Annotated in this window: 15 protein-coding genes; 3 read left to right on the forward strand and 12 right to left on the reverse strand. The window is 58.0% G+C overall.

Going from position 1 to position 15,844, the window contains the following annotated elements:
- Nucleotides 1-24 precede the first annotated feature (24 nt).
- The 4 genes from hemW to ACR6A7_RS15025 are packed head-to-tail and all read right to left on the reverse strand — an operon-like array spanning nucleotide 25 to nucleotide 3,042.
- Entirely contained in the window at nucleotides 25-1,164 is a 1,140-nt protein-coding gene (gene hemW / locus ACR6A7_RS15010) for a radical SAM family heme chaperone HemW (RefSeq protein WP_434125754.1), read from the reverse strand.
- Nucleotides 1,157-1,750 carry an XTP/dITP diphosphatase gene (locus ACR6A7_RS15015; protein WP_434125756.1) on the reverse strand — a complete coding sequence of 198 codons (594 nt, stop codon included), beginning with the start codon at nucleotides 1,748-1,750 and terminating at the stop codon, nucleotides 1,157-1,159. The genes hemW and ACR6A7_RS15015 overlap by 8 nt, the downstream gene beginning before the upstream one ends.
- 17 nt (nucleotides 1,751-1,767) lie before the next feature.
- Entirely contained in the window at nucleotides 1,768-2,322 is a 555-nt protein-coding gene (locus tag ACR6A7_RS15020; protein ID WP_434125758.1) for a YggT family protein, read from the reverse strand.
- Between the two features lie 12 nt (nucleotides 2,323-2,334).
- Complete coding sequence (locus ACR6A7_RS15025; RefSeq protein WP_434125759.1) at nucleotides 2,335-3,042, reverse strand: YggS family pyridoxal phosphate-dependent enzyme; 708 nt, start codon at nucleotides 3,040-3,042, stop codon at nucleotides 2,335-2,337.
- A 16-nt stretch (nucleotides 3,043-3,058) separates the two neighbouring features.
- Between ACR6A7_RS15025 and ACR6A7_RS15030 the strand changes: the two genes are divergently transcribed.
- Complete coding sequence (locus tag ACR6A7_RS15030; RefSeq protein ID WP_434125761.1) at nucleotides 3,059-4,111, forward strand: type IV pilus twitching motility protein PilT; 1,053 nt, start codon at nucleotides 3,059-3,061, stop codon at nucleotides 4,109-4,111.
- On the opposite strand, the gene ruvX is transcribed toward ACR6A7_RS15030, so the two are convergent.
- From ruvX to metK, 8 genes are all read right to left on the reverse strand, one after another.
- On the reverse strand, nucleotides 4,080-4,496 hold the full coding sequence (gene ruvX / locus ACR6A7_RS15035; protein ID WP_033752261.1) for a Holliday junction resolvase RuvX: 417 nt from the start codon (nucleotides 4,494-4,496) through the stop codon (nucleotides 4,080-4,082). The two genes, ACR6A7_RS15030 and ruvX, sit on opposite strands and share 32 nt — an antisense overlap.
- Nucleotides 4,496-5,059, reverse strand: a complete 564-nt coding sequence (locus ACR6A7_RS15040) for a YqgE/AlgH family protein (protein WP_434125763.1) — start codon at nucleotides 5,057-5,059, stop codon at nucleotides 4,496-4,498. Before ACR6A7_RS15040 ends, ruvX begins: the two co-directional genes overlap by 1 nt.
- A gap of 81 nt (nucleotides 5,060-5,140) precedes the next feature.
- The gene (gene gshB / locus ACR6A7_RS15045; RefSeq protein ID WP_033752255.1) at nucleotides 5,141-6,085 is read right to left on the reverse strand and encodes a glutathione synthase; all 945 of its coding nucleotides are present in this window, start codon (nucleotides 6,083-6,085) and stop codon (nucleotides 5,141-5,143) included.
- Between the two features lie 116 nt (nucleotides 6,086-6,201).
- Entirely contained in the window at nucleotides 6,202-6,933 is a 732-nt protein-coding gene (gene rsmE, locus ACR6A7_RS15050; RefSeq protein ID WP_033752252.1) for a 16S rRNA (uracil(1498)-N(3))-methyltransferase, read from the reverse strand.
- A gap of 73 nt (nucleotides 6,934-7,006) precedes the next feature.
- Nucleotides 7,007-7,714 (reverse strand): deoxyribonuclease I, encoded by a 708-nt coding sequence (endA, locus tag ACR6A7_RS15055; protein ID WP_434125765.1) that lies wholly within the window; start codon nucleotides 7,712-7,714, stop codon nucleotides 7,007-7,009.
- Between the two features lie 78 nt (nucleotides 7,715-7,792).
- Nucleotides 7,793-8,305: a SprT family zinc-dependent metalloprotease gene (locus ACR6A7_RS15060; RefSeq protein WP_434125903.1), complete on the reverse strand. Its 513-nt coding sequence runs from the start codon at nucleotides 8,303-8,305 to the stop codon at nucleotides 7,793-7,795.
- A 251-nt stretch (nucleotides 8,306-8,556) separates the two neighbouring features.
- Complete coding sequence (locus ACR6A7_RS15065; RefSeq protein ID WP_434125767.1) at nucleotides 8,557-9,954, reverse strand: sugar porter family MFS transporter; 1,398 nt, start codon at nucleotides 9,952-9,954, stop codon at nucleotides 8,557-8,559.
- Between the two features lie 433 nt (nucleotides 9,955-10,387).
- Nucleotides 10,388-11,539, reverse strand: a complete 1,152-nt coding sequence (gene metK, locus ACR6A7_RS15070; protein WP_434125769.1) for a methionine adenosyltransferase — start codon at nucleotides 11,537-11,539, stop codon at nucleotides 10,388-10,390.
- Nucleotides 11,540-12,253: 714 nt separating this feature from the next.
- Between metK and speA the strand changes: the two genes are divergently transcribed.
- Nucleotides 12,254-14,230 carry a biosynthetic arginine decarboxylase gene (gene speA / locus ACR6A7_RS15075; protein WP_434125771.1) on the forward strand — a complete coding sequence of 659 codons (1,977 nt, stop codon included), beginning with the start codon at nucleotides 12,254-12,256 and terminating at the stop codon, nucleotides 14,228-14,230.
- 707 nt (nucleotides 14,231-14,937) lie between these two features.
- Nucleotides 14,938-15,714, forward strand: a complete 777-nt coding sequence (locus ACR6A7_RS15080; RefSeq protein ID WP_434125772.1) for an EAL domain-containing protein — start codon at nucleotides 14,938-14,940, stop codon at nucleotides 15,712-15,714.
- The last annotated feature ends 130 nt before the right edge of the window (nucleotides 15,715-15,844 follow it).

Consider the following 15,844-nt stretch of genomic DNA (forward strand, 5'->3'; position numbering starts at 1 on the left):
CTGTGCCGCCCTCGGCTTTTCCACTTACTCCTCCGCCAAAAACAGCTCCAGCAGCGAGTTCAAAAACAGCTTACCTTTCTCCGTTATCTGCCAGTGCGTCGCGCTCTCCGCGACGTAGCCTGCAGCGATCGCTGCCTCAATCTGCGGCCGAATGGTCTGCTCGCTCAGGCCGGTGTAGCGCGCAAACTCCTCGCGCGGCGCCGCTTCCAGCAGGCGGAAACGGTTCATAAAGTATTCGAACGGCTTCTCTGCGTCGGCGACCTCATACTGCTTCTCCTGATAGCGGCCCTGCATAAAGCCGCGCGGATGGCGCGTCTTCACGGTGCGCACGATGCGTCCGTCAGGCTGGGTCAGCTTGCCGTGCGCGCCACAGCCGATGCCGAGGTAGTCGCCGAAGCGCCAGTAGTTGAGGTTGTGCTCGCAGCGGTAGCCCGGCTTCGCGTAGGCAGAGGTCTCATACTGCTGATAGCCCGCGGCGGTCAGCAGGCGATCCCCTTGCTCGAAGATATCCCACAGCGCGTCGTCGTCCGGCAGCGTCGGCGGACGCGAGCCGAACAGCGTATTGGGTTCAATGGTCAGCTGATACCAGGAGAGATGCGGCGGATTGAGCGCAATCGCCTGCTTCAGGTCGCTCAGCGCCTCCTCCAGCGACTGATCGGGCAGGCCGTGCATCAGGTCGAGGTTAAAGCTGCGCAGATGCAGCCCCTCGGCCAGCTGCGCGGCGCGCTTCGCCTCGTCCGGGCCGTGAATACGCCCCAGCCGCTCCAGCTTCTGCGGGTCGAAGCTCTGCACGCCGATAGAGATACGGTTAATGCCCGCCCGCTGATAGGCGCTGAAGCGGTCCGCCTCTACGGTGCCGGGATTGGCCTCCATGGTGATCTCCGCATCCGCCGCCAGCGGCAGCCGCGCGCGCACGCCGTCCATCAGCATCTGCATCGCCTCGCCGCTCAGCAGGCTCGGCGTGCCGCCGCCGATAAAAATGGTGCGCACCGCGCGCCCGTGGGTCAGCGGCAGGTCGTTTTCCAGATCGCACAGCAGATGCTGCACATACTCGACGTGCGGCACCTCGCCTTTTAACGCATGGGAGTTGAAGTCGCAGTAGGGGCACTTCTGCACGCACCACGGAATATGGATATAGAGGCTTAACGGCGGTAAATCAGGCATTGCGCATCGCTTCCAGCAGCAGCGTCAATGCTTTGCCTCGGTGAGAAACCGCGCCTTTTTCCGTTTTGCTTAGCTCGGCGGCGGTTTTGCCCAGTTCGGGCACGTAGAAGATCGGATCGTAGCCGAAACCGCCTTCGCCAGCGGCGGAGCGGGTGATTTCGCCCGCCCAGCTGCCGTGGAACACCAGCGGCGTCGGATCTTCCGCATGGCGCAGATAGACCAGCACGCAGTGGAACTGCGCCTGACGTTCGCCGTCCGGCACCGCTTCCAGCGCGTTCAGCAGCTTCTCGAGGTTCTCCCGGTCGCTGGCTGCCTCTCCGGCGTAGCGCGCCGAATAGATGCCGGGCGCGCCGCCCAGCGCATCCACCGCCAGGCCCGAATCGTCGGCGATGGCGGGGAGGCCGGTGATCTGCGCGGCGTGACGCGCTTTCAGAAGGGCGTTTTCGATAAAGGTCAGGCCGGTCTCTTCCGCCGACTCCACGCCCAGATCGGTCTGCGCCACGATATCCAGGCCAAAGGCGGAGAGCAGATCCGCCAGTTCACGTACCTTGCCGGGATTGCCGGTGGCGAGCACAACTTTTTGCATAGCAGTTCCAGTCATATTTACAGCAGAAACCAGAGGCCTGGAAACAGGTCCATTCCGAGGAAGTTCAGGGCGTAAAGCACCAGAATCACAATCATCGCCGAGAAGTCGATGCCGCCCATCGCAGGCAGAATGCGGCGAATCGGCGACATCAGCGGTTCAGTCAGCTGCACCAGCACATAGTCCAGCGGGCCGCGTCCCTGGCTGATCCAGCTCATCAGCGAGCGAATGATGATCACCCAGAACACCAGATAACCGGCAGATTTCAGCAGCGAGAGCAGGCCAACCAGCAGATTGGCCGGATCGACCGAGAAGGCGCCCACCTGGATCAGCAGCAAAATCGGATATTTTAGCGTCGTCAGCACAAACGCCAGCAGCAGCGAGGCGGTGTCGATTGGGCCGATAGCAGGAATAATGCGGCGCAGCGGCTTGATGATCGGCTGGGTAATCTTCACCACAAACTGCGACAGCGGATTATAAAAATCGCAGCGCGACCACTGCATCCAGATGCGCAGCAGCAGCACCATCACGTACAGGTCGATCAGCGTTTTGACTAAAAACGTCAGTGTTAACATGAGGTTCCTCAATTATTGTTGTGGGTTGCGCGCATAATTCCGCGCGCCGAAAATCGCAGTGCCGATGCGCACCATGGTGCTGCCTGCGGCGATAGCCGCTTCCATGTCGTCGCTCATTCCCAGAGAAAGCGTGTCGACGTCGGGGTAGCGCTGCTTCAGCTGACGGAAGGCGTCGGCCATTCGCTGACAGACCGCCAGCTGGCGCGCGTAATCGCTTTCCGGCGCCGGAATCGCCATCAGGCCGCGCAGCCTCAGCCGCGGCAGCGCGGCAACCTGCTGCGCCAGTTCGGATAAAGCCTCCAGCATGATGCCAGATTTGCTGTTTTCGTCACTGATATTTACCTGAATCAACACATTCAGCGGCGGCAGCGAGTCGGGACGCTGATCGTTCAGGCGCTGGGCAATCTTCAGGCGATCCACCGTATGGCACCAGGCGAAATGCTCCGCGACCAGACGGCTTTTATTCGACTGCAGCGGGCCGATGAAGTGCCACTCCACCTCTGGATGTGCGGCCAGCGCCTCAATCTTTTCAACCCCTTCCTGCACGTAATTTTCGCCGAAGGCGAGCTGGCCAGCTTCGATGGCTTCCTCGACCGCGCTCGCAGGTTTGGTTTTACTGACGGCAAGCAGCGTAACTTCTTCTGGATCGCGCCCGCATTGCGTTGCGGCAGCGCGGATCCGCTGACGCAGTTGCTGTAGGTTGTGCTGGATTGAGGTCATCGTCAGGAGGCTATCTATGGAGTTGGAAGAAATGGTGGCGCTTAGTGTAAAGCATAATGCCGCCGATCTGCACCTGTGCAGCGGAGATTCGCCGCGCTGGCGGCGCCACGGCAGGCTGGAGCGCATTCCCGATCTCGCGCCGCTGACGGCTGACTGGCTGGAGCAGGCCATCGGGCGCTATCTCGACTCGCGACAGCGCGAAGAGCTGGCGGCGCAGGGGCAAACCGACTTCGTCTTCTCGCTGGCCGACGGTCAGCGGCTGCGCGCCAGCGTGTTTCGCCAGCGGCAGGGGCTGTCGCTGGCGCTGCGGACGCTGGCGACCCGCTGCCCAGCGCTAGAGAGCCTGCGACTGCCGGCGGTAACGTCGCGCTGGCTGCGGCTGGAGGATGGGCTGCTATTAGTGACCGGCGCGACCGGCAGCGGCAAATCGACTACGCTTGCCGCGATGGTCGACGCCATTAACCGCCAGCAGGCGAAGCACATTATTACGCTGGAAGATCCCATCGAGTTCATTCACCAGAGCCGGCAGTCGCTGATCCAGCAGCGCGAAATCGGCACGCACTGCGCCTCGTTCAGCCTCGGGCTGCGCGCCGCGCTGCGTGAAGATCCCGACGTCATCCTGCTGGGCGAGCTGCGCGACGGCGACACTATCCGCCAGGCGCTCACCGCCGCCGAAACTGGCCACCTGGTGCTCGCCACGCTGCATACGCGCGGCGCGGCGCAGGCGATCGATCGTCTGGTGGATGTCTTTCCGGCGGAGGAGAAAAACCTGGTGCGCGCCCAGCTGGCAGGCAGCCTGAAAGCGGTACTGGCGCAGAAGCTGACGGCGGCGCGCGACGGCGGGCGCATCGGGCTGTTTGAGGTGTTGATCGCCACGCCTGCTATCGTCAACCTGATCCGCGACGGCAAGATGCATCAGATTGGCGCACTGCTGCAAACCGGCGCGCAGGCTGGCATGCAAACCTTCGAGCAGAGCCTGCTGGCGCGGCAGCGGGAAGGGCTGCTCGCCCCTGAACCAGGTGCGAGCGAGGCGGGCCCTAGTGGGTTTCGAACCAGTCCTGCAGAATAATCGCCGCCGACTGCGAGTCCACCGAGCCTTTATTCAGCGCGCGATAGCCGCCGCGCTCGAACAGGCCAGCACGCGCTTCTACCGTGCTGAGGCGCTCGTCCTGCAGCTCGACACGCACGCCGAAGCGGCCGTGAAGGCGGTTGGCAAACTTGCGCGCGCGCGCGGTCAACGGCTGCTCGGTGCCGTCCATATTCAGCGGCAGGCCGACCACCACAAAATCGGGCTGCCACTCTTTCAGCAGGCGCTCGATCTGCAGCCAGTCCGGCGTGCCGTCCTGCGCTTTCAGCGCGGCGAGCGGGCGGGCACTGCCGGTCAGCTGCTGGCCGACCGCGACGCCGATGCTTTTGGTGCCGAAGTCGAAACCGAGCAGCGTTTGCGTCGTCATCAGGCGTGTCCCGCATCGCTGGCGATGCTGTGAATATCGATGCCAATGCTGCGCGCCGCTTCGCGCCAGCGCTCGGCGATTGGCGTCTGAAACAGAATATTGCTGTTGGCGGGCGTGGTGAGCCAGGCGTTCTCCATCAGCTCATTTTCCAGCTGATCTTTCTCCCAGGCGCAGTAGCCCAGCGCCACCAGCACATGCTCCGGCTGCGAAGCGGTGCCGAGCGACTCCAGCACATCGCGCGAGGTGGTGATCACCGTGGTGTCGGAAATGCGGATGCTGGATGAGAAGATGCGCTGCGCGGAGTGAAGAATAAAGCCGCGATCCTCGGCCAGCGGCCCGCCGCTGAATACCGGTTTGTCCAGGCGAATTGCGGGGTCGCGCTCGCCTGACGTGATTTTCAGCTTCTTTAAAATGCCTTCGACCGTCAGGTTCTCCATCGGCTTGTTAATAATCAAACCCATCGCGCCTTCTTCATTATGCTCGCAGATATAGACCACAGAGCGTTTGAAAAAGGGATCCTGTAGGGAAGGCATGGCAATCAAAAAATGATGCTGTAAATTCATTCTCACTCGATGTACCAAAAATAGCCGGCGCGGGTGTGCGCCGGTTTGGGTTGATCACGGAGCCTGGCTCCAGGGTCATGCTCAGCCCAGACGCTTCTCGATAGCGTCCATCAACATGCCGGTGATGGAGATCGGGAATGCGGCTTCGATTTCACGCACGCAGGTCGGGCTGGTGACGTTCACTTCAGTGAGTTTATCACCAATGATATCCAGGCCGACAAAAATCAATCCTTTTGCTTTCAGCGTCGGGCCAACGCGGCGGGCAATTTCCCAGTCGCTTTCGCTCAGCGGACGCGCTTCGCCGCGGCCGCCGGCCGCCAGGTTGCCGCGCGTTTCGCCGCCCTGCGGGATGCGCGCCAGGCAGTAAGGCACCGGCTCGCCGTCCACCACCAGCACGCGCTTGTCGCCTTCTTTAATGGCGGGCAGATAGTTCTGCGCCATGCAGAAGAACTGGCCGTGGTTGGTCAGCGTCTCGGTGATCACGCCGAAGTTTGGATCGTCCTGCTTGACGCGGAAAATCGACGCGCCGCCCATGCCGTCCAGCGGCTTCATGATAATGTCGCCGTGCTCCTGCCAGAAGGCGCGCAGTTTCTCTTTGCTGCGCGTCACCAGCGTATCCGGCGTGAACTCCGAGAACCAGGCGGTGTAGAGCTTCTCGTTACAGTCGCGCAGGCTCTGCGGCTTGTTAACGATCAGCGTGCCTTGCTCTTCGGCGCGCTCCAGAATATAGGTGGCGTAGATAAACTCGGTGTCGAACGGCGGATCCTTACGCATCAGGACCACGTTGAGATCGGCCAGCTTGATCTCCTGCTCGCTGCCGAATTCATACCATTTATCATAGTTCTGATCGACGCTCAGCAGGCGGGTGCGGGCGTAAGAGACGCCGCCGCGCAGCGAGAGGTCGGCCATTTCCATATAGTGAATTTCGTAACCGCGGCGCTGTGCTTCCAGCAACATGGCGAAGCTGGTGTCTTTTTTAATGTTGATGGACGCGATAGGGTCCATAACGATGCCAAGTTTAATCATTATTCTCTCCTCAGAGAGGCGGTCTTTTCCGCCTCGTTCTGTGCGGTCAGCGCAGGCTGACCAGTCAGGACGCCAGTAAGTGCTGCGCGCGTCTTAATATAATCCCTGATTATTCCCTAGCCGAGATCGCCAAACCTCACCTGAAGTGCCGTAATCGCGGTCAGCGCGGTGGTTTCCGTGCGTAACACGCGCGGGCCGAGCAAAATATCGGTAAAACCGCGCTCGCCGGTCATGGCGATCTCCTCGGCGCTAAGCCCGCCTTCCGGGCCGATCAGCAGGCGAACCCGCTCGACCGGCTGCGGCAGCGTGTTGATGCTCTGCTGCGCGCGCGGATGCAGGTTGAGCTTCAGACCGTCGTCGGCCTCGGCGCACCAGGCCTCCAGCGTCATGGCCGGACGGATTTCCGGCACGCGGTTGCGGCCGCACTGTTCGCAGGCGGCAATCGCGATCTTTTGCCACTGCTGGCGTTTTTTCGCCAGCCGTTCCGCATCCAGCTTAACGCCGCAGCGTTCGGAAAAGAGAGGGGTAATCACGCTCACACCCAGCTCAATCGATTTCTGGATGGTGAACTCCATCTTTTCGCCGCGCGACATCACCTGGCCAAGATGCAGAAACAGGGGAGACTCACGATCGTCAGGCTGGCCTTCAAGGACCCTTACTTTTACACGCTTTTTATCGACAAGAGTGATCTCTGCCGCAAAAGTCAGATTAGTGCCATCAAAGAGTTCCAGACGCTGGCCGCTGGTCATACGCAGCACGCGTCCAACGTGGTTAGACGCGTCTTCGTCCAGCGCGATCTCGCTGCCGCTGGTTAAAGGTTCGGAATGATAAATGCGAGGTATGCGCATACGGGCCCTGAAAGCTGAACGCCGCGCACCCGGCGCGGCAATATCGAGAAGACGTTAGTGTAGGGCAGTGATTTTAATGCTGGCAAGCCTGCTGCACATAAGGATTGTGATTGCCCTGCACGCGCGCGATGCGCTGGTCGCGTTCGCACTCCCAGCTGGAGACCGGATAGAGCTTGTTCCAGACGGTGAAAAGCTGAGTCTGCTGGCGCGACAGGCGCAGGTGGTACTGGTCACGCATATAGAAATAGGTGCGCGCGATAGCGCCGCGGGCGCGGGCGGGCGGCTCGGCCTGCTTGTTCTTGAAGTCCACCTTCATGGCGCACTGGCCATACTGCTGTTCGCCGCCGTTCCACTGGCTGTAGGCGAAGTTGCCTCGGTCGCCGTTGACCTCGCCGACGGCGGGCTGCAGGTTATGCAGATCGCTTTCGATGCGGCGGTAGTCGGCGTCTTTGCTGCAGTTTTTGCGGCCGCCGTTCTGCCAGCACTGACGCTGGTGGCCGAATTCCCAGGCGGGCATCACATGTTCCCACTCGATGCGTCCGGCGCGGTTGGCGTTTTTACGCGCCTGATAGCCGCAGCTATTGAGATCGGGTATGCCTTTTTTACCCTGCCAGCTGATTTTACAGCCGCAGTAGAAGGAGCCGGGCGCGTCGGCGTTAATCGCCACAGCGAAGGTTTTCGCCTGCTGAAAGTTATTTTGATGGTAGTTATTGAGTGCGATCGCCTGGGCGGCGAGAGGAGAGAGCAGCAGCGCGACGGCGCAGATCATTTTGCGAGACATGTTGCGGAATTATTCTCAGTCGGTAAAAAAGTGCGGCAGGGTAGCAGAATGGCGCCGCAAGCGGAATGAGAATTGCGCTCAGGCTGGGGAGTAGTCGCCCGGTTTTAACAGGCTTTTGCAGCGCACGCAGCGGTATTCGCTTTCGCCGCGCAGCACGCGGTTATGGCGGCGTACCGTGAGGTGATGCTGCTGGCATCCGCAGCGGTAGGGGAAGGTGGCGGCGCGCACCGAGGCGATTTCGAACTGATGGGTGCGGCGCGCGGGCACGCCAAGCACCTCCTGCATCATCCACTTCCACTCTTTGCCGTGCGGCGGCACGCGGCCAAAGACTTTCCATACCAGCAGATGCGCCAGCTCGTGCGGCACCACCTCATCAATGAACGCCTGCTGGTTTTCCAGCAGCAGCACTGGATTAAGGCGAATTTCCCACTTTTCCAGCCAGGCGGTGCCTGCCGCCGTGCCGCGCTGCTGATAGACCAGCGCCGGTTCGGCAAACGGGCGCTCCAGCTTCTCGCTGGCAAGCTGTAAGAAATGGCGCAGCGAGCGCATAACCGCCTGCTGGAGGGCGATGGGGAGTCGGGGCGTTTTCATGCCGGAAGCATAGGCGGGGCGGGCGAAGAACTCAATCAAATAAAAAAGGCGGGCCATAAGGCCCACCTTCAGGCGGCGAACAAACTCAAAACACGGGTGACAAGGACCGAAGAGCAAAGCGTCCCGCGCAAGGGACTGCGCGGGCCGAGCCGCCATGGATGGCGCTTTTGCGTCTTTGCGATCGGGCCTTGTCACCCGTGTCCGCACATTGCTAACCGCTTCAGGCGGGCCTTTTGGCCCGCCAGGGTAACTTAGTTGTTTGAACCGATATCGCGCAGTTTCTTGCCGGACATCAGGTTGCGCTCAATGTGCTCCAGCGAGACGTTTTTGGTCTCTGGAATCAGCATCAGCGTCAGCACAATAAAGAAGACGTTCAGCAGCGCATAGACCCAGAAGGTATTGGCGTTGCCCAGCGTATTCAGCATGGTGAGGAAGGTCGCGCCGACAATCATGTTGGCGATCCAGTTGGTCGCGGTCGAAACGGTAATGCCGAAGTCGCGGCCTTTCAGCGGCTGGATCTCTGAACAGAGCACCCAAATCAGCGGACCGGCGCTCATCGCGAAGCCAACGATAAACATCAGCAGCATGGCGATAGCAAAGTACTGCGCGCCCTGCGAATGGATGCCCATATGCAGCATGGTGCCCAGCACGCCCATCCCTGCCGCCATCACCAGGAAGCCCAGGATCAGCGTCGGTTTACGGCCCCAGCGGTCCACCAGACCGATAGCGATAAAGGTCGCCAGCACGTTGACCAGGCCAACGATAACGGTGCCCCACATCTGCTCGGTGGTATTGGTGAAGCCGGCGATTTCAAAAATCTTCGGCGCGTAGTACATGATGACGTTCATACCGGTGAACTGCTGCATCACCTGCAGCAGCACGCCGAGGAATACCGCGCGGCGGAAGTTGCTGTTGCTCTGGAACAGCTGCCAGCCAGACTGCTTGATCTTCAGGCTCTCGCGGATCTCTTCCAGCTCGCGTTTCGCCTGCTCGCTGGTGTCGCGCAGACGATCCAGCACGCGCTGGGCGTCGCGGAAGTCGCCTTTGGCCGCCAGCCAGCGAGGGCTGTTAGGCAGGAAAATGACGCCCACCAGCAGCAGCACCGCCGGAATGGTGATGATGCCCAGCATCCAGCGCCAGTCGCCAGACGCGCTGAAGGCGGTGTCGGAGAGGTAGGCGCCGAGAATACCGATGGTAATCATCAGCTGATAGAGCGAAATCATCGAGCCGCGAATTTTTTCCGGCGCGATTTCAGACAGGTAGAGCGGCGCGGTGTAGGAGGCCACGCCGACGGCGAGACCCAGCACGACGCGTGCCACGATCAGCATCTCCGGGTTCGGCGCCATGGCGGACCAGAGCGAACCGATCACAAACAGAACAGCGCCAGCCATCAGGCTTTTTTTACGACCAAGACGCGACGACATCCAGCCGGAGCCGACCGCGCCGACCGCTGCGCCAAACATCATGGAGCTAACGATCCACTCCTGCTGGTGTGCGGTAACGTTAAAGTCTTTGGCGATAAACGGCAGCGCACCTGCGATAACACCGATATCCAGTCCAAATAACAGCCCTGCGAGAGCTGCAAGAAAGCAGACAAACAAGGTCATCGCCTTGTTTGAGGTTCTGCTTTTGTGAGTGTTGCCAGGCATATTGCCTCCGAGTTTATCCATCATTGTTGTTATCTAATGTTAAAAAACCTTTCTCGGGTAAAAAGTGAGGACGATCACGCTAATGTAATCGCTTACACAAGCTGAAACCCTGAAATTCAGCATATTCAGCCCGAAAAGACTCATTAACCAGTAAGGTATAGCACTTGTTAAGTTTCCGACACGGCGTCAATTATCGGCTATCAGAGGACGCTGAAAATAACGCATTTTCAGTCGAATAACCACGCAGGTTAAATCCTAAATAACAGATTAATAAAGCGTTTCAATTTGTAATCGGTAACACGCCGGGGCTTGACGAGTGTGAAAAGTGTAGTTGAGAAAAGAAATTGTGCTGAGCAGGGCGGAAGGCTGAGGAAAAAGAGCACAAAAAACAAGGCTCTCCCCTGTTACAGGGGAGAGCCTTTAGCGGGAAATCTTACAGGCCAGCCGCGTCGCGTAGCTGAGCAGCCTTGTCAGTTTTTTCCCACGGGAAGTGCTCGCGACCAAAGTGACCATAAGCGGCGGTCTCTTTGTAGATCGGCTGCAGCAGGTCCAGCATCTGAATCAGGCCGTAAGGACGCAGGTCAAAGAACTCACGCACCAGCAGCGTCAGCTGTTCGGTTGAGATCTTCTCGGTGCCGAAGGTTTCCACCATGATGGAGGTCGGCTCCGCCACGCCGATAGCGTAGGAGACCTGAATCTCGCAGCGGTCGGCCAGGCCGGCGGCAACGATGTTTTTCGCCACGTAGCGCGCCGCGTAGGCTGCAGAACGGTCAACCTTCGACGGATCCTTGCCGGAGAACGCGCCGCCGCCGTGACGTGCCATACCGCCGTAGGTGTCGACGATGATTTTACGGCCGGTCAGGCCGCAGTCGCCCATCGGGCCGCCGATAACGAAGCGGCCGGTCGGGTTAATGTGGTATTTGGTGCTGGCGTTGATCCACTCGCTCGGCAGCACCGGCTTGATGATCTCTTCCATCACCGCTTCGCGCAGGGTTGCCTGGTCGATATCTTCAGAGTGCTGAGTTGACAGCACCACCGCGTCGATACCTACGATTTTGCCGCCGTCGTACTGGAAAGTGATCTGGCTTTTCGCATCCGGGCGCAGCCACGGCAGCGCGCCGTTTTTACGTACTTCAGACTGGCGCTGCACCAGACGGTGCGCGTAGGTCACCGGTGCTGGCATCAGCACGTCGGTTTCATTGGTGGCGTAGCCAAACATCAGGCCTTGGTCGCCCGCGCCTTGCTCCAGCGGGTCGGTGCGGTCAACGCCCTGGTTAATGTCAGGAGACTGCTTGCCGATGGCGCTCAGAACGGCACAGGAGTTGGCGTCAAAGCCCATATCAGAATGGACATAACCGATTTCACGTACGGTATTGCGGGTGATCTCTTCGATATCGACCCATGCGCTGGTGGTGATCTCACCGCCGACCAGCACCATACCGGTTTTAACGTAGGTTTCGCAGGCCACGCGTGCTTTGGGATCCTGCTCGAGGATGGCGTCCAGCACGGCATCAGAAATCTGGTCGGCGATTTTATCAGGATGTCCTTCTGATACGGACTCGGACGTAAAAAGGTGTTTAGCCATTCTGTTCTTTACCTTACAAATGGTTTGAATTCGACTGCATAGCGTAAGTGAGATGAACTTACTTGACGCCCCTTCAGGCAAAGCCGCGAGCAGTGTTAGAAGTGTCAGTATGTCAGACGTGAAACGCCTGGATGTTAACCAGTTTAGATGGAAAACCATCTGGACGGCTATTTTAGGTTAAGGGATGAGCCAAATGCCAGCCCTTTTTCTGTTTCCGCATTTTTCAGAAAAGCGTCTGCTGGCAAAAAATCGTGACGCGGAACGGCGGCGAGCCAGCAAAACGCTTTGCAATTTAGGCCGTCAGACGGTATAAAACGCCGCTGCTGCCTGCAGCTATAAGGATGACGCCGCTGCGCGTAAGCCACTGTCAGAGCTTCTCTGACGTTCGCCCAGATTGTTTCCACATGCGAAAACATGTGTGGAGGTGACAGAAGTAATGAACCACGCTCTCTTCTCTTGCGGTTCTCTGCGCTTATCGGGCGCGCTGGCGTACTCCTTTCCTGCCTTTTCTCCTCTTTTCCGACGTATCGCCTGTTGCGGTCATTCTCCCGACACGCGCGCCGGTTAACCTGTTTTTCCTTATTTACGCTACTGGCGCTCGCACGTCGGTGAACGTCGTGATGCATTCGGGGTCCATTTACACGTAACGGGCCAGGGTGTTTTACACTTAGTTTTGTGCTTTTTTCACATTCCAACAGAAATTCGAGGTTCGTGATGTCTGGCGACATGAAGACTATCAAGGGTTCGTCAGCTGGCGAACAGGGTGTGCTCCGCTCAATGCAGGAGGTTGCAATGAACGACCAGGATGCCAGCAAAATGCTGCGTACCTATAACGTTGCCTGGTGGGGCAATAACTACTACGACGTTAACGAACTCGGTCACGTCAGCGTCTGTCCGAACCCGGACGAGCCGACGCTGCGCGTCGATCTGGCAAATCTGGTGAAAGAGCGCGAGGCCCAGGGCCAGCGTCTGCCTGCGCTGTTCTGCTTTCCACAAATCCTGCAGCATCGTCTGCGCTCGATTAACGCGGCGTTTAAGCGCGCGCGCGAATCCTACGGCTACCGCGGCGACTACTTCCTGGTCTACCCAATCAAGGTCAACCAGCATAAGCGCGTTATTGAATCGCTGGTCAACTCCGGCGAACCGCTGGGGCTGGAAGCGGGCTCCAAAGCGGAGCTGATGGCGGTGCTGGCTCACGCCGGCAAAACCCGCACGGTGATCGTCTGTAACGGCTACAAAGATCGCGAATATATCCGTCTGGCGCTGATTGGCGAAAAGCTCGGGCACAAAGTCTATCTGGTCATCGAAAAGATGACGGAAGTGCGCCTGGTGCTGGAAGAGGCCGAGCGTCTGAATGTGGTGCCGCGCCTTGGCATCCGCGCGCGTCTGGCGTCGCAGGGCTCGGGTAAATGGCAGTCGAGCGGCGGCGAAAAATCGAAGTTCGGCCTCTCGGCGTCGCAGGTGCTGCAGCTGGTGGAGATAATGCGTAACGCGGGCCGTCTCGACAGCCTGCAGCTGCTGCACTTCCATCTCGGTTCGCAGATGGCCAATATTCGCGACATCGCCACCGGCGTGCGCGAGTCGGCGCGCTTCTATGTGGAACTGGCGAAGCTGGGCGTCAACATCAAATGCTTCGACGTCGGCGGCGGTCTGGGCGTCGACTATGAAGGCACCCGCTCGCAGTCCGACTGCTCGGTCAACTATGGCCTGAACGAATACGCTAATAACGTTATCTGGGCGATCGGCGATGCCTGTGAAGAGCATGGGCTGGATCACCCGACGGTCATCACCGAGTCGGGCCGCGCCGTCACCGCGCACCATACCGTGCTGGTCTCCAACATTATTGGCGTGGAGCGTAACGAGTTCATTACGCCGCAGGCGCCGCAAGAAGATGCGCCGCGCCCGATCCTCAGCATGTGGGAAACCTGGCAGGAGATGCACGAGCCTGACGTACGTCGATCGCTGCGCGAATGGCTGCACGACAGCCAGATGGACCTGCACGATATCCACACCGGCTATGCGTCTGGCACCTACGATCTGACGCAGCGCGCCTGGGCGGAGCAGCTTTACCTGAGTATCTGCCACTATATTCAGCAGCATCTCGACCCGAGCAACCGCGCGCACCGTCCGATTATCGACGAGCTGCAGGAGCGCATGGCGGACAAGATGTACGTTAACTTCTCGCTGTTCCAGTCGATGCCGGATGCCTGGGGCATCGATCAGCTGTTCCCGGTACTGCCGCTGGAAGGGCTGCATAAAAAGCCGGAGCGCCGCGCGGTGCTGCTGGACATCACCTGCGATTCCGACGGTACCATCGATCACTACGTCGACGGTGACGGCATTGCCGCCACCATGCCGATGCCGGAATACGATCCAGAGAACCCGCCAATGCTCGGCTTCTTTATGGTCGGCGCCTATCAGGAGATCCTCGGCAACATGCACAACCTGTTCGGCGATACCGAGGCGGTTAACGTTTACGCGCGGGCGGACGGCGAAGTCGAGGTCGAACTGTCGGACGAGGGCGATACCGTTGCGGATATGCTGGAGTACGTCCAGCTGAATCCCGACGAGCTGATGACGCTGTTCCGGAACCAGGTCAAAGAGACCGATCTCGACGACGAACTGCGCGCGCAGTTCCTGGAAGAGTTTGAAAGCGGCCTGTACGGCTACACCTATCTTGAAGATGAGTAAATAATGCTTTATGCCGGGCTTTGTCAGAGGCCCGGCACGCTCTTCTCCCGCCTGAAATTCCCCTTTTTATCTGTTTTGTGAGCGCAATCACCGTTTTACGCCTGATTAAGTTTCGTAAAGCATGTGTTCCCACTCAGCTTCTTCACCGCCCCGAAATTTTTCAAAAAAAAACGAGACGTTAGCGTCAGCCTCTTTTTGCGCTTCCAGAATGGTTAAATCTAAAACCTGAATAGCTTATGATTTCCCGGTTTATATATTATTAAACTTAAACATTATGACTAAAGTCGAATTGGCGGGTGTGATTTTTATCTGACGCTTTCTGGAGCGGTGTTCATTTAATTTTCCAGAAAAAAATTATCACTATTTGTGATGTTTTACAGGGGTGATATGCTGTTTTTTTGTATTTAAAACAAATGAGTACGAAATTAGCGTTTCGTCAAGTCTGTCATAACAATTAATTTAAAGCATGTTTTAAGAATTTTATTAACCCTGCGCAGCTTTAAACGGTCTCTTTTGATTGCTTTTGTCTATTGAAAATTTGAGCGTATTTGGCTTAAATCTATTTTTCAAAATGTAAGTTGTACGTTAGCATCAGGCTAAGGTGTTAAGAATCCTCTGGGTTTTCTTAACGTTCATATGAGTTTTCCTGACATTTCCGTTGCGGTTTTCAGGCAGCTGACTTATCGGGTCAAGCGGGTAGCAGCAGAATGGGTCGTCAACTACATCTTCGTCAGCACTACGTCTTTTTGCTCGACCCGATTCATGCTCCCTCAGGGAAAGTGATAGCGTGGGAGCTGTTAACGCGCTTCGCGCCGGATGGCGACATCGCCAGGCTGGCGGATGACAGCAGCGAACACCGGCTGCTTGAGTGTCTGCTCGAAGCGGAAAAAAGGCAGCTGTTTCAGCGACAGCTAAACCGGCTTGAGACGCTTTATAACCGCGGTTTCAACCAGCTAATTAGCCTTAACGTCGATGGCGATATTATTCGCCATATTCTTGAGGATGCTGCGACGCAGCAAAGGCTGGATGAGCTGCCGTTATTGCGTCTCGAAATTTCCGCTTTTTTCACCCAGCGCTATTGCGCTGCCGATCGTCTGCTGCTGCAAAAGCTGGCGGGTATTACGCCTGCGTTATTATGGCTTGATGATTTTGCCGCGGGCGGTTCAACCCTTTCGATGCTCACCAGCGGTCTGTTTGAATATGTTAAAACCAGCCGCGACTTCTTCTGGAAATATGGCGAAGGCTACGCGTTTGATACGTTGCTTAATCATGTAAACGATTTCTGCAGCGGTATTATCGTTCAGGGCATAGAAACAGAGCGCCACCTGGAACGGGTTATGCGGAAACCGGTTATTGGTCTTCAGGGCCACCATTGGTCAGCGCGCCCACTGGCTGATGTTATTGATAAGACAGTAAAAGTAATGCCTTCTCAGGCGATAAAACAACAACAGACCTCCATCGCCAGCTACCCTAATTTTTTATGATATATCGCCTGCCTCCGCTATTGCGGGAGCGGGCCAGCCCGTTGCGGTTATTAAAACAATAAAAGTCACTCTCTCACCAGGATAAAGATTCAAAACGGCTCAGCGCGATTTCGTCATGCAGATGGGATCG

The sequence above is a fragment of the Pantoea phyllosphaerae genome, assembly GCF_051025595.1.
Classification (GTDB): domain Bacteria; phylum Pseudomonadota; class Gammaproteobacteria; order Enterobacterales; family Enterobacteriaceae; genus Pantoea.

Bases quoted from the DNA above. Each gene is read 5' to 3' on its own strand.
- metK (WP_434125769.1), bottom strand. From the start codon at position 11,539: ATGGCTAAACACCTTTTTACGTCCGAGTCCGTATCAGAAGGACATCCT.
- endA (WP_434125765.1), bottom strand. From the start codon at position 7,714: ATGTCTCGCAAAATGATCTGCGCCGTCGCGCTGCTGCTCTCTCCTCTC.
- ACR6A7_RS15080 (WP_434125772.1), top strand. From the start codon at position 14,938: ATGGGTCGTCAACTACATCTTCGTCAGCACTACGTCTTTTTGCTCGAC.
- ACR6A7_RS15030 (WP_434125761.1), top strand. From the start codon at position 3,059: ATGGAGTTGGAAGAAATGGTGGCGCTTAGTGTAAAGCATAATGCCGCC.
- ruvX (WP_033752261.1), bottom strand. From the start codon at position 4,496: ATGACGACGCAAACGCTGCTCGGTTTCGACTTCGGCACCAAAAGCATC.
- ACR6A7_RS15020 (WP_434125758.1), bottom strand. From the start codon at position 2,322: ATGTTAACACTGACGTTTTTAGTCAAAACGCTGATCGACCTGTACGTG.
- speA (WP_434125771.1), top strand. From the start codon at position 12,254: ATGTCTGGCGACATGAAGACTATCAAGGGTTCGTCAGCTGGCGAACAG.
- gshB (WP_033752255.1), bottom strand. From the start codon at position 6,085: ATGATTAAACTTGGCATCGTTATGGACCCTATCGCGTCCATCAACATT.
- ACR6A7_RS15060 (WP_434125903.1), bottom strand. From the start codon at position 8,305: ATGAAAACGCCCCGACTCCCCATCGCCCTCCAGCAGGCGGTTATGCGC.
- ACR6A7_RS15065 (WP_434125767.1), bottom strand. From the start codon at position 9,954: ATGCCTGGCAACACTCACAAAAGCAGAACCTCAAACAAGGCGATGACC.
- ACR6A7_RS15040 (WP_434125763.1), bottom strand. From the start codon at position 5,059: ATGAATTTACAGCATCATTTTTTGATTGCCATGCCTTCCCTACAGGAT.
- hemW (WP_434125754.1), bottom strand. From the start codon at position 1,164: ATGCCTGATTTACCGCCGTTAAGCCTCTATATCCATATTCCGTGGTGC.
- rsmE (WP_033752252.1), bottom strand. From the start codon at position 6,933: ATGCGCATACCTCGCATTTATCATTCCGAACCTTTAACCAGCGGCAGC.
- ACR6A7_RS15025 (WP_434125759.1), bottom strand. From the start codon at position 3,042: ATGACCTCAATCCAGCACAACCTACAGCAACTGCGTCAGCGGATCCGC.
- ACR6A7_RS15015 (WP_434125756.1), bottom strand. From the start codon at position 1,750: ATGCAAAAAGTTGTGCTCGCCACCGGCAATCCCGGCAAGGTACGTGAA.